This is a genomic window from Deltaproteobacteria bacterium (assembly GCA_018668695.1).
GTDB lineage: Bacteria > Myxococcota > XYA12-FULL-58-9 > XYA12-FULL-58-9 > JABJBS01 > JABJBS01.
Genome location: JABJBS010000325.1, coordinates 1 through 13,940, shown reverse-complemented (window position 1 = coordinate 13,940; position 13,940 = coordinate 1). Strand labels below are relative to the sequence as shown.

Genomic DNA, 13,940 nt, shown 5'->3' with positions numbered 1-13,940 from the left:
TTCGTTACGCGGACCATGATGCGACCATCTTTAGATGCTGTCCAAGTTGCGCTCATGTTGTTTGCTAGTTTTTTCATCGTCCGTCTCCCCGTTTGGCGTTGTTGCCTTGCACTATAAACACTGCAAGTGCGGTGCCACTTTCGAATGAGGCAAAATGGGACGATTCCGGTGACGCAGATCACACAACATAGAGGTTTCAAACCAGGCTTGACGGGAAGCCGTCAGAAATTCCGACACCCTGTCAAAGGTGTGCATACGGGCCTATAGGAGGGTGGTGGCGGTTTGCCTACATGAGGGGATACGCGTCTCATCCACAACAAAACGAAGGTTCGCGCGTTAAACAGATGCCTTAATGAATCCGAGCTTCAACGGGCAGCGAAGCCATAATGTCAGCTTCAATCACGAGAAGCTCTTCAAGCCTTTTTGCCACGTCCACCTTGTTGGTAAACCGCTCTGCAAGCCTCACAAAAAGCCGGGCATGGCCAGCTTCTGCCGTTGCGAGTGAGGTATAGAAATGGCTGAGTTCCGGATCTTCAAGCCCTTCCCCGAGTAACGCGAGTCGTTCATGAGACCGCGCTTCAATAATTCCGGCCACCAAGAGGCGGTCTACGAGGCGCTCCGCATCGGGATCTCTGGCTGCTTTAACCAGTGCCTTCGCGTAGGGGTCGCCGCGGTCACGCGTAAGCGTCAGGCCACGTGCTTGAATGATTGCATACACCTGTTCGAAATGGCGTAACTCCTCGAGAGCGAGCCGAGTACACGGCCTAACCAACTCGGGTAACTGCGGGTAAGCGGAAACCAACGAGAGTGCGGTAGCGGCGGCCTTCTTCTCGCAATTTGCATGGTCTAGAAGAATTAGGTCCAAGTTCTCCAACGCAAGAGGCAGCCACTGCGGGGAGGTCTCAACTTTCAAATCCAGAGGGTTCATACTTCACTCACCTTTTCCATCAACGCATCGAAGTGCCTCAATCCATGGATTGATGAGGCAGCTGCGGCGTAGGTCGCATAAAAAATGCAATCTCGCAACCGGCTACGTGTATGGATACTGATGGTCAGCAAAGTGTGACTAAGCGAGGAATCAACGGCGGCGATATCTACTCAGCGCGGTTCGAGATGGCCCTGTTCATTTCAGCAAATTCTTTCATAAAATCAGCCGCTTGAAGCTCGAAATAATCAAACTGCACGATACGAATGATGGCCTCAGGGTTATCTCGTTGCGCGGCCAGCCACTCAACCGCTCGCTCAACGGAGCGCTCCTGCTTGGTATAACCCTCGATATACAAGGCGATGTCGCTTTGAATCACCTCTTGGCTGTATTGCAAATGGCCTTGAATCGCCTTCACATCATCCACCGGCAAGAGCATTTCTCTCATCAAGTGCGCTTCTAATTTATCACCGGTGTTCACGTTAACGTCGTAGTTCGAGTAGACCCGATTGGTTGAGTACAGGTTCGCCGCCCTCTCCTGCGCCCAAAATCCTTCGGCATCGGTTCGTTCGTAGAAAACGACCAGGCGTCCTGGAGTTGCTAGGATTTCATCAATGGTTCGAGCCGGTGCATCAAAGGCTGCTGGTACCATCAGCTCACCAAAAATCTCTTGAAGGCTATCTACAAATGCAGCGTGCCCTACTTCGTTGGTTTCTGCTCCGGCAAAATTAATCATTGAGAAAATGATAATCTCGCCCGGGTTTGCAATCATAAAATCTCGAAATGCTTCAAAAACAGGAATCGCTTCGGTATCCCAATAGACGTCGCCATGATGAAATGTTGGGCCCGTGCCAGCATTGAGCACCATCCTCAAATCGAAGTAGCGTACACCCGCTCTTAGCTGATCTGTTAAACCATTCAGTTGGGTCTTTGCCCAACCTGACAAAAACTCAGGAACAGATTCAACAAGGGACTCTCCACCCTCAACGCCATAGGCCGTGATATTGGCACCCTCTTCATCGAGATAGCCACTGGCTGAGTCATGGGTGCCGGGCAGCGCGATGTCGCGCAGCCGTAGAGATTTCCAGCTGGGCTGATTCTCAGCCACCCATTGCATCCATGTTGAGCCAAAATCAGGATTGAGTTGATCGCAATCCTTTCCCTGAAAACCAGGACACCAACAAGCGCTTGGATTGTCTTCAGGGGGTACACACACATCAGCTGATTCACAGCCGAGAAGCGAGCTACAGAAAAATAAGCCGGCTAAAAGCCACGAACCATGAAACGTACGAACAGTCATGGCGTCACTCTACTATGTGAGATTTCAATGGCAAAAGATAAATTGTGTCGAAACTTCAGCATACTCCTCGTCACTTACGTTTAGAAAAGCTGAAGCCAACGCCTCCCACCGCCACTCGCCTACTCTGTACAAACACTGCGGCGAACTTCGTTGACTTGATTTCCCACAATACCCTACCCTCTGGAAAGCTCATTGATATCAGTACCTTAATCATACCGGACTCGGTGCACTAATGGTATGCCACACCTTGTACTCATCAAAGTTGGGAAACCGTTTTGACCCAGCCTTAATCCCCAAGCTATCGTTAAGGGATTGCACCAGTTTTCGCATCATGGACCCAGGGGAGAATACGCGATGAATAAGAAGTTACTTACACTGCTCTGCGTTTTCGCGTTTAGCTTTGCCGCCTGCGGTACTCCTGAGGAGGATATGAACACCTTCTGCCAGATTGTTGAAGAAGGCATGGCCGACAAAACGAAAAAAGCCGATAAGCGCAACATGGCCATCATGAAGAACCTTAGCTTCGGCCTTAAGACAGACGAGGGTAAAGCCATTCTGAAAGACCTCGCGAACGTGAAACCCAAGAAGCGTTACAAGGCTCTCAAAAAAGGAGCTAAGAAGCTGGGTATGAAGGGTTACAAATGCAAGGCAGCCAAAAAGTGGTTTAAAACCCAAAAAGAATAGTTTCCTGGCGTCCGAGACATACCTTTTCGAATATCGTTGCGACCAAAGACAAACTTTTAGCTTTATGCTACAAAGGTTGGTTCGATCTGCGAACACGCTCAATTTGATTCGCTAGGCCGAAGTAAAGGCTCACTCACAAGACCATGGCATCCCCCGATTTTAAGTCCATTTACACCTGGGACAACCATGGGTTCCCGGCCATGTGGCGCTATATCCTTCCCGAAGACGCTGAGTGGATCCGGCTTCCTGAAGAGCGGCGTGCAACCTGCCAAAGTTGTCCTAAAGTTGCCGATGGAAGCCACCACAAAGATACGCAGTGCTGCACCTATTTCCCCGAGCTCGTCAACTACCTCCTTGGTTTTGCGCTTCAAGACGAAAAGTCTCGGCCGCTGATAGAAGCCCAAATCGCCAAAGGTCACATTCTACCAACTGGTCAGCAGATACACCCCGGCCAATACAAAAAGGCCGTTCAGAGCTATGCCGACGACCTCTTTGGTGAGCTACCAAGCCAAGCCTGTCCGTTCCTCAATCCAGAGACTATTCAGTGCGGCATTTACCCATATCGCAACTCGGTCTGCTCTACCTTTTTCTGCGAGAACGACCACGGAGAAGCTGGAAATCATTTGTGGGAGAAAACTCAAGACCTCGTAGCCTATATCGAAATCGCACTCTCACAGGCTGCTATGCAAAGCCTTGGAATGGATGTTCGGGAATACGTTTTGGCGCTAGACTCCTGGTCATCGTCAGTCGACTCAAGTTTTGTTCCAGATGAAGGTTGGTCCTTAAGCCTGCGCCAAAAGTTATGGGGCAAATGGTTTGGACGTGAATCCGAATTTCTCATCGCCTGCGCCGATTGGGTGCTTGAACGAAAAGATAAACTCTATCAAATCGCTTTAGACCAAACACTCTATGAAGCCCGCGCTTTTGAAGCGGCCATCAACGAATGGTTACCAGCCGATATTCGCCCAGAGACCGAGCCTATTAGCTTAGACTCCAACCTCCCCGTCCCGTCTCCGATTGAAGGTTTCTGGTACACGGTACAACTTGCCGCTCGGCAAATGTGGGCTATTCCCTTTGGTGAGGGCGAATGGCAGCTGAGTCCACTTGTAGAACTTCCAGAGCAAGCCTCGGAGACGATGGCCGTCCATCGAAACCCTGTTAAAGAAGATGGTGCCAGGCTTAGCTTGCCTATTAATTCGGCACAGCTCACGCTTTTAACTAAGTTTAAAGAGCTTCAAGAATTCAACGAAGCTTTGATGGATTCACCAGAAATGGAAGCAGTAGAAGATAACCGAGATTTTTTAGCAGAATGCCTGAGACAAAACATCATCGTTCGAGATGGCAAGATACCGCCGCCTCGCCGTAAAACTCTGCCGATTATCTAATCAAAGTCCAGCGGTAAGCGATAAACAAATGGCCGCAACCACACCGCCAACAATTGGGATAGAAAAGTTATCTTCGATACGGCCTGCATAGAGTTCGGCCAGAGTCGTCACAGCTGCTACTGAAACAGCAGTAATGCCAATGGTGAGCGTACTGTAACCCGCCGAAATCAAGCTGAAGAAAATCACCAGCGTAGCCGTCGCGGCGAAAAAGAAGCCCAGCGAGCCTTCAAGGCTCTTGTCCCGGTAAATTTTGGTTTTACCCCATGCCTTGCCCGCAAGAGATGCCACAGGATCAGCAACACCCAAGACAATCGCCCCAGCTTCGATGGCATGCTGCGGTAAAAGCCAAACACCCAGAAAGAGAGCTAAGGAGTACCAAGTGGCTGACGTGATGTTATGTGTTTCATGGGGCCGAGACACTGCGCCGAAGATACGCTCACAGAATTCTTTATTGAGCGCCGGAGACAACCGCCGGGAAACTTCTACCCCAATCGCAAGAGCTAAAATCCCACCGGAAACCCATAGCATTCCCGTACGGTCAAGAACCAACTCATAAAGCAAAACGCCCCAAAGAGAGTTGAAGAGGTGGAAAAAGTTTCGAGAGTAATTGCGTGGCTTGAAATGATTGATTTGAATGCCTCTGGGAATTTTAACTGAGGCTTTCTGCATTTGGAGGACTAGATTTTCGTAACTTTCACCTAAAGAGGACCAGCTTTCTTTCAAGCTGCCCTTGCTTGGCTTTTGTTTACGAAGCTCTTCTAGCATTTGCGCTAGGTTTTCCCGAACCACAGCAACCTGGTCGTTCATTCGAGATTGTGTGTCGGTTTTCAATTGTGCGCAGCGGGTATGAAGGTCTTCTGCTGCCGCACGAAACTTACTCGTATTGAGCTCTTCCCGAGCTCGTCTTGTAAGCGTCTCAGAATCGATGACAAACGCATAAAGGTCTGCAGTCAATCGAACAATGTCCTCACTCATGGTACATCCTTTGAAAATTATATTCGCGATTTCAAGAACCTAAAGATGGCAAAAATACGACCATCTTGTGTAAAATTTATGTAGTTATTCCAACTTCTCAACAGGTCATTTTTGAGCCTCAGATTGGTCCTAAACCAACGACCAAACCTAGGCCCGTAACCGTCTAATTTAATTCGATAATTCTTCCAGCTCTTCAAATACAGGTGTGCACTTTTTTACGCACCCTGAGGGACCGATCGCCAGCTCATTACCAACATCATAGAAAACAACGTTGGCCCAGCCTTAAAATCCGTGATGCATCGTTGGGCCCAATCATCTTTGAACTCGGAGCGAACCCGCCTAACCAAGGAAGTTCACTACTCCTGTCTCCCAAGCAATGCCCACTTCGCAAAATGAGAATAACACAGCCCCCATAGCCATGAGCATTTTTAGGTCGTAAATTGAACGATAACTCTTGAGCTACAAACAATTCCCGAACTGCGACTTCAAGATAGACCGTTCAAAAGTATGGTAATACTGACAACTATGCGCGAAATTCAGGGCTGATGGGCATATCGAACGCCGCGATACTCTCAACAGGCAATGAACCGAAAAGTTCCACAAACTTAGCATCTGTAAAACCCACCTCAGCCACATGGTTTAACCTAAAGGAATAATCAATGTCCATATTGGGAATAAGGTCCGCAGCGTATAGCTGCATCGCGAATTGTTTAGCCAACAAATAAGTAGGTAAACTTTGAAACGCCATATCTTCCTGAACCGTTTGGGCAAGTGCTCTCGCTGTAGCCGTGCTACCCGCCATGATATAGATATGTCCAAGGTTGCCAACCCGAAAGTTGAACTGAACTGCCATAAGAAAACTCCTATGCCTTGACCAGTAAGGCGCCAAAGCTTTCTCATATTGAGATGAGACCATCTCGAAGCTAGCAACTTAGCGAGAAGACAACTTTCCGTCCAGGAAATTACGGAAATTATTAGGTTCTCAGGAAACCACTCAGCGGCGTGACTGAAACAAACCGCGTAAGATAGAGAGTTTAGAGCTTTTCAGGAAAACCAAGAGCATAAACAAAAAAAACCTTACTCAATACTTTTCTAAAATTAAACAATAGAGGGTGTCTATGCATGGTATGTGGGATATTTTAGACTCATTTGTGAATCAACCGGTGGGTTACTCAGCTTTTGAAAAACTACTCTTCATCATCCCCTGAGGCCACATCATCCCAATCGGTAAAGAAGCTCATTATCGCGGATGTAAGGGCTACCGTGCCACCCAAAATCAAACCGACATTACCAATCATCAAATTGCGCTCACCGCTGGACTGCAAATCTCTAAAGGAGTCAGGGGAGACCCTACCTGCTTCCAAGCCAGCACCATTTTCGTAATCGCGGGCTTGTTCACTGCCCAAATATGCAAAGGTGCCTCCAAGAGCTAGGGCCGCCGCTCCTGCTGCAATTGTACTCCAGGTAACCACTGCATCAATCGGCGGTGGGTTCAGGCGCAGCAGCACCTTCTTGGGCACTCCACGCTTCGTTCCCGGCCGGTTTTCGCGGCCAGCGTAAAGCTCTTCCACTCCCGGGCCAATTGCCAAGAGAAACTCTTCGCCGTTGCCAACCTTCAATCGCTTGTTCACCGTGCTAACCACTTCAGCGCGGCGCTGGTTGATTCTGCGAATGACAAACACACGGCCGTCTGCTTCTTCGCTTAGGCGCCCAGTGACCAGCTCATCTACCCCAAGCGCACCGGCTATCTCCGCAAGGCATGCATCGTCGGCTTCACAACCCATCACCTGGCGACTTTGCTCGTGCTGAAGCATTTCATAAATTTCTTCCATACCGATGGCCGAGATGCCTTCCAATTTCCGCACTTCAGCCAGAAGAGATTCACTCACAACCTTTCCCATACCTTCAGGGATATTCTGTAGCTCTAAATTATAAACGGCCACTCGAAACCTACCGGAACTTCGGTCTTCACAATCTTGTGATGCACTCGCTTGGCGAACCGTCCGTGCCTGCTCCACTGTTGACGCCATTTCCGCAGCAACTTCTTTCGCCGCAGCATTGCCTGTTTCGGCCGCGGCTGCCGTGATCTGCAAGGCTGCCGCTGTTTCCGCAGCATCAGGAGCGTTTACTGGAACAACCTTGGGCTTAGCCGCCACAACTGGCTCAGGTGTTGAAAAGGCGCATGTTTGCTTCAGCCAGCTTGCTTTTACAAAACCAAGTTTACCAGAGGTTGTTTTAACCATCGTTCGCTCGCCATGATTCCCTTTGAGAATCAGGTCGGTACCCTTGGGCAGTTTGGCCACGTATTTTTTACCGTCTTTGGCAATAAAGAGCTTAGTCGTATCACCAAGCTTGCACCCATCTCCTGATTTCTGGGCTAGAGCAGGAGCTGAGAGCAGAAGCACCAAGACGATAGCACTTAAGCCCTTCAACATTTTGATATCCTTATTCATCAGACTTCCTCCAACTGCTCGAGAGCGTCGTCGCCCCCAAGCGGCATATCCAACATACTTGCCAACTGAGGTGCTACAAAATCAGCAGCTGTTATTTCAAATTCACTTTTACCCGTCACATCAGATTTTAGCTCGGACATCGGCAATTGCTCTTCACATTCGCCCAAGAGCATAGTCAACAATTGCTCCAAGCCCTGGCGCTCACTAGACCGCAGGCTGGTGAACTGGATACCAATGCCAATTTCCTCCTTCACCCCGTCACGCACATGGACAACGATTCCTTCGATGGTTAAGGGAACATCTCGGCTCCCCACTGGAATTCTTAAATGGAGAATGAGGTTCGTTCCCATGGGAAATGATTGACCTGCCCGAATAAATATTCCGCCAGCCGAAATGTTATCCACCTCACCATGAAGCTTCCACCCATTAAGCTCCACTTGAACGGGAAGCATCAATTCTAGTCTTGGATGCTTTCGGAGGTTCTCACTGAGCTCTTGAAGCTCATCAACCTTGCGCGGGTCGAGCACTTCATAGGCATTTTGAAGTTCTGCATAGCCCTTTAAGGCAATCTTATTGACCAACCGGCATGGGAATTCATCCAAAACTGCTTTGTAGGTCTCAGAGCTTATCAGCGTGGTCCCCTTACGCGCTTTGCTCTCCAAACGAGCCGCAAGATTAACTGCTTGGCCAATCACCGTGTATTCAATTCTATCGTCAGATCCGAAATTACCGGAGTATACGGTGCCTGTGGCGATACCCACACGAATGCTCAACTGTGAGCGGCCTTCGCTGGCCAACCGCTTATTTAGGACGACCAGCTCTTTGTGCATATCGTTGGCACATTTAACTGCATTGACCGCATGGTTCGGTTGGTCCATAGGATCTCCAAAAAATGCCATAATCCCATCGCCCATAATTTTATCGACGGTGCCTCCATGTCGCATCACGCTTCGAGACATGGGATCCAAGTAATCACGCAGAAGGTAAACAATTTCCATTTCGGTGAGCTCGTTGGAGAGTGTGGTGTAGCCAACAATATCAGAGAACAAAACGCTCACGTGGCGACGCCTGCCCTGGAGCTTCATTTCCGCAGGTTCATTCATGAGTTGGTCTAAGACATCGGGCGACACAAAACGGCCAAACACTTCGCGGACAAAACGCTCTTGCTTCTCGACAATAAAACGCCGGTATAAATTTCCACCCAGAGCACTAAAGGCAATGGCCATTAAAGGGGCAGAAAGCGGTATAACGATTTGATTGACGACAAGGCTTTGGTAAGCCCCAAAGCAAATACCACCAAACACCACCCAACACATGACGGTGCTTGGCACCACCCGCCCACGCAGGGACAGAATACTGATTGACCAGGCAATGGCTAGTAAGAGTAAAATCATAGACCAGTCTTTAAGTGGCCTTACAAACGAGTCACTCAGTATATTGTCCAACATATGGGCATGAACAATGGTAAGAGCAGCGTCATTGGCAATTGGAATCGATCCCCGGTCCCCAAGCGCTGCCGCAGACACGCCAACCATCACATACTTATCCTGGAAGAGCTCTTTTAAATTAAGGTCCGTGTTTTCACCCTGAGCCGCTGCCAAAACATCAAAAAGAGAAACAACTGTTTTCTCTGGTTCGGCCGTTTTGAAATAAACCGCAGCGTTGTGAGGACCCATTAAATCAATGGTGGCGTTCGCCTCTTCACTCCAGGCCGAAACTCTCAGCTGATCATCCACAAGCTCAGCTTTAAAGGTCTCGGGATGGGCCGCACGAAGCATCGCCAGAGAAAGTGTCCACGGAACAGACTTTGTCCCATCGTCTAATTGAATGGGTACATGGCGAATAATACCATCAAGCTGGTTATCGGCTTTCAGGTGAGCTTTATGCTTACCGGTGACGCCCAGTTTTTCGAACGGAGCTGAGCTTTCATCGGCCAAAAACAAACCCGATTCAGGAGATATCTGCGGCGGCGTATAAACCTGGTAATCATGGGGTAGAACAACTGGTCCGAAGTTTTTGATGGCTTGCCCAAAAATCAAATCGTCCTCTTCGCCCCAGCGACTCTCATCCAAAAAGAGAACATCAAACCCCACAACTTTCGCACCGTTTTGGTGCGCTAGAAGCAGCAGATTTGCATAGAGCCCCCGCTCCATCGGCCAGCCAAAAGCGTCGAAAGATTTATCGTCTACATCGACAAGTAAAATACGGGAATCCAGATCTAAAGAACCACGCTGCTCTAAAAAATAATCATGGAACACATAATCGAAGCGGTCAAAAACTCCTGTGAACTGAAACACGCTCACCAACATGGTGACCGCAATACCAATCACCCACGGGACTGCTCGATTATTTTCAACGTTTACCAAGTAAAGCTCCGCCTATAAAGATGGCCATACCAAAAGGTCAACCAATTTACGTTGCACATCAGGTGGTGTACCGCGCTTGCCCGCCGTTCGCAGCGCTTGAGTAAAACGCGACCGCGACTTACTTTTTATTTTCGAGCGGTTTTTCTTGGCGCGATTAAAGGCCTTCATCATCACGCTTTGTAGGTCCCGCTCGAGCACCGAAGCTTCGCCTTTGCCGCCGGCTGCGCGCCTCTGAGAAGCCATTAAGCCCAAAGATTCAGCCAGCCTTGTATTGCCGCCTTGGGCAGCCGCTAGAAACGCCTTACCTGCTTGCTCCACGTCACCAGAGTGAAAGTAAGCAAGCCCAAGGTTGTTGTATAGAGCTGCTTCATCCAGCACCTCCACCGCTTCGGCATAGGCTTTTAAATCGATGCTTTCGCCTCTTAAAAGCGCCAAGCTCATCGAGTTGATGGCAACCACATGGTCACCTGGTGCTTTGGCCTTAGCGCGCGCAAACACATCCTTTGCTGCCGGGTAATTCTCTGCCCGAACAAGGGCCAAGCCATAAGCGTGGACCGATTCCAGGCTTGCTCTTTTACCTTTGGCCTTACGGGCCGCCTGCTTGATAACCGCGGCCATGCTCTGGCTTCGCTCTGCTTCCAGAGCCTTCATCACCTTCGCTGCTGAGCCAGTTAAGGCTGTTTTGTCGACGGCTGCCACAACTTTACCCTTGGGCAATGCCATGGGCGGATGGGTCTGCCATGCCTCGTGAACAGGCTGTAATGTAAGCTTGCCGGCTTTTTTCCACCGATTCACTTCCTTCATCCCTCTGGCGCGGGCCGCCAAGAATCCGTCGGGTATCGCTGTGGCTTCAATCGGAACCCAAAGCTTACCACCATGCTCAAAAGCTGCCTTACCTAGGCGGTGAGATGCGCCAGGTGCATACTGAGAATCGAAAGCGAGGAGGATATGACCGGGCACATAAACAAAGGCAGTTTCGATACCCATGGCCTCCAAGGTGGCCGCATAGAGTACTGTGAGGTCATCGCAGTCGCCTACTCTGCTCTCTAAAGTTTCTCTTGGGAATTGAATTTCATCCAGTGAGTCTTTTCCGGCTACACCGTTGGGGTCTTTCACATACCGAAAGCCAAGCTGCTTGAGAGCTTCAAAGCTTGCCACCGCATGGCGATAAGCCGAAGCGTCATCCACCACTCCATCTGCTACCTGCTCTGCCAAACCCCGCACGCTCGATTCTCTGGGCGTAACAAAAGCCGCTGCGGCTCTTCCATCGCTCCAATCCACCGTGCGAGCGCTGTGAACCATCACCGGTACGGTACGCGCTTGGGTCTGCGTTCCACCGTCGATTTCGTAGGTTAACTCAACCCGGGCCTGCGTGGCCGCTGAAGCTTCCTGAGCCACCAGCTTTTGAGGGTCTAAAATAAGAGGCAAAGCAGCCTCTAAACCTTCACCTCCAACAACATCCGCTAAAGCAATCTCAACTGGCATCTGCATCAAGCTTGGAATCCAAATCGAAACCCGCACATTCTTCGCAGCCGGGCCCTTGGGAGAGTCATGCTTGAGCTTGAGCGTGCCTGACGAAAATTTCTGATAGCGAAGCATCTGAGCCGGATATAGCGGCTCTAATTGAATGGCCTGAATATTAAGCTTGGCGGGAACCAAATCTTGTTTCTTCGGGGTAAAATCTCGCGCAGGTGGCAATATTTTTTTGAGACTCTTATTACGAAGAATCTTGGGTAAGAACCCCTTGGCAAGCTTTTCCGAAGCGGTGGATACAGCTGAAGCCACTTCACTCAGCGGCGCCGAGGCAGTGGTACCGAGAATCAAAGCACCCGTGGGGCCATGATAAATTTTAATATCTACGATAGCCGGTGCGCCCGATTTTTTCGAAGCGCGGTACATTTGGGTGGCCACCACCAAGGGAGCTGACGCATATTTTTGTGACGACTTCACAATGTCTGCGCCGCGAATTTTACCACGGCCAAACCCCGGCCGCCTCCCATCGATGGTTTGAATATCGAGAAATTCAAAATTGGACAGCTCCGACTCCAGAAGATCTGGTAGCGTATCGCTAAGCCATTCCATCCCTTTTCCCAATTTCACAATCGGGGCCATAATCACAGTGCTAAGCTGAACTGCGCGCGCGGGACTGTAACGCGCCAAGATTTGAGTAGGCGTGACCTGAACAATCTCCAACGGCATTAAATCCTTTGAATCGACGGTACGAGCAAATGCCCGGCTTCCTTTCGGCGTGGTCACCTCAAATTTACTTAAACGATTGGCCTGATGCAGCACCCGAACGTTGTCGGCTCCGACCAGCTCTTCGAGGGATGCCTGCAGATCGGAACCTCTGCGAAAGTTGGGTATCTCGTGAACCACAAGCTCCACATTCTTTTGGTCGCTGGATGCTTGAGCAAGCGCATCCCGCATTTGCGGCACAATCCGGGCGGCCGCGTCGGCTAATGCTTTACGAGCTGCCTTAGATTTTGAAAACCCGTTGCCTTTACCTTCCACCTGGACGCTCGCCGTAATCTCTCCGGTATCAAGGCGTATCAGCTTGAGTTCCATGTTGGACCGAAAAGCGACCAGCTGAACTTTCTTAAGTTCATTGAAATAAGCAGAGTCTGCATGGCCAACGACGAGGAAGTCTGCATCCAAACCACTCAACTCCGGCGGGATCTGACCATTCATCGCAAGCGCAAATGACTGCGAAGTCTTGAGCTGCTGAGCAATCTTTCCGGCGACCAATCGATGCCCATCTTGAATCAAAGCCTGAGTAATCTGACCTTCCGCAATCTGTACACTTTGCGGTTGCCCATCCGTGGTTTCTCGAATCATCAGCACAAGGCGCTGACGCTTGATCGGTTTAGCCGCTGCGGCCTGCTGGACAGGTTGGCTAGATTTACCCTGAACCAAATCCACCACATATTGAGCCACCTGAACAAAGGCGCTTCGACGAGACTGAGGCACGCTATCGATGGTTACCGCGTGATTTTTAAATGAGCCTTCACCTTGGAGAGACCAGACATTCACCGAAACCACGATGCGGTCACCCTGACTCACGAGCGATGGATACACCAACCACTGAGTCTTCAGCACAGCCTTCAGATCTTGTTGGCATCGATTGTCGTGACAAGCATCTAAAATGGGACCAAGCTTAAGCTGCTCCAAAACACTGAGAGGCTCTTCAGCCAGTTTTGCGCCGCTAAAAGCCAGGGCGAGTGTTGTTTGGAATTCGGAGCTAAAGGAAGCAAGCTCTGCTTCAGCTTTCACATCCGCAATGCTTAAAGAAGATGCATTTGCTTGGTTTAAACCAGCAATCGTTACCAGCCAAAAAGCGCACAGGAGTAGCGCTGGATTCCGCGTCTTACCGGTCATTGCTTACCCCCTAAACAACCATCAGATTAGAAGGTAAAGTGTCGCACTTCAGGCTAGGCCATTCAACTCACAGATTATGGTAGGAAGATGCCGACAATGGCTTACATAGGTAGCGCAGACTTCACCCTCTGATGACGCCCACACGCTGCTCCGCGGGAAAGTCACGGATACGAAAACTCTCCGGAAGATCTAATATCTCGAGACCAGGAGTTTCCATTGCAAGCCTAGAATCGATTAAGGCCATCACCCTACGAAACTCCCCTAACGGGTTATCTACCGCCGCGCTCGTGGACAATGCCAGCTTGCTAAACTCTTGAAGGCGTGCGGCAAAGTTTGCAGGCTGTCCTATTACCGCAAGTTCAGACCGGCTCTCGCTTCCCAACATACCCACTACAACTTCACCCGTGGCCAAACCGAATGATACGCGAAGCTCGTTAAAGGGTGATGGAAAAGCATCAATTGTGGCGGCAATGACTT

General features: G+C 49.9%; 10 protein-coding genes. 2 read left to right on the top strand and 8 right to left on the bottom strand.

Going from position 1 to position 13,940, the window contains the following annotated elements:
* Window positions 1–349: 349 nt before the first annotated feature.
* Both HOK28_18340 and HOK28_18335 read right to left on the bottom strand, forming a co-directional pair.
* On the bottom strand, window positions 350–928 hold the full coding sequence (locus tag HOK28_18340) for a tRNA-(ms[2]io[6]A)-hydroxylase (protein MBT6435063.1): 579 nt from the start codon (window positions 926–928) through the stop codon (window positions 350–352).
* Window positions 929–1,094: 166 nt separating this feature from the next.
* The gene (locus tag HOK28_18335; GenBank protein MBT6435062.1) at window positions 1,095–2,225 is read right to left on the bottom strand and encodes a phosphatidylinositol-specific phospholipase C domain-containing protein; all 1,131 of its coding nucleotides are present in this window, start codon (window positions 2,223–2,225) and stop codon (window positions 1,095–1,097) included.
* A gap of 354 nt (window positions 2,226–2,579) precedes the next feature.
* Here HOK28_18335 and HOK28_18330 point away from each other — a divergent pair, with 354 nt between their 5' ends.
* Window positions 2,580–2,909 (top strand): hypothetical protein, encoded by a 330-nt coding sequence (locus tag HOK28_18330; protein MBT6435061.1) that lies wholly within the window; start codon window positions 2,580–2,582, stop codon window positions 2,907–2,909.
* Between the two features lie 143 nt (window positions 2,910–3,052).
* The gene (locus HOK28_18325; GenBank protein MBT6435060.1) at window positions 3,053–4,294 is read left to right on the top strand and encodes a YkgJ family cysteine cluster protein; all 1,242 of its coding nucleotides are present in this window, start codon (window positions 3,053–3,055) and stop codon (window positions 4,292–4,294) included.
* On the opposite strand, the gene HOK28_18320 is transcribed toward HOK28_18325, so the two are convergent.
* From HOK28_18320 to HOK28_18295, 6 genes are all read right to left on the bottom strand, one after another.
* Window positions 4,295–5,269 carry a hypothetical protein gene (locus HOK28_18320; protein MBT6435059.1) on the bottom strand — a complete coding sequence of 325 codons (975 nt, stop codon included), beginning with the start codon at window positions 5,267–5,269 and terminating at the stop codon, window positions 4,295–4,297.
* Window positions 5,270–5,792: 523 nt separating this feature from the next.
* A complete protein-coding gene (locus tag HOK28_18315) occupies window positions 5,793–6,122 on the bottom strand; it encodes a hypothetical protein (GenBank protein MBT6435058.1) in 330 nt (109 codons plus the stop codon).
* Between the two features lie 334 nt (window positions 6,123–6,456).
* A complete protein-coding gene (locus HOK28_18310) occupies window positions 6,457–7,722 on the bottom strand; it encodes a hypothetical protein (protein MBT6435057.1) in 1,266 nt (421 codons plus the stop codon).
* Entirely contained in the window at window positions 7,722–10,088 is a 2,367-nt protein-coding gene (locus tag HOK28_18305; GenBank protein MBT6435056.1) for a CHASE2 domain-containing protein, read from the bottom strand. The genes HOK28_18310 and HOK28_18305 overlap by 1 nt, the downstream gene beginning before the upstream one ends.
* Window positions 10,089–10,100: 12 nt before the next feature.
* A complete protein-coding gene (locus HOK28_18300; protein MBT6435055.1) occupies window positions 10,101–13,463 on the bottom strand; it encodes a hypothetical protein in 3,363 nt (1,120 codons plus the stop codon).
* 121 nt (window positions 13,464–13,584) lie between these two features.
* The coding region (locus HOK28_18295; protein MBT6435054.1) for a hypothetical protein at window positions 13,585–13,940 on the bottom strand (356 nt) is incomplete at its 5' end.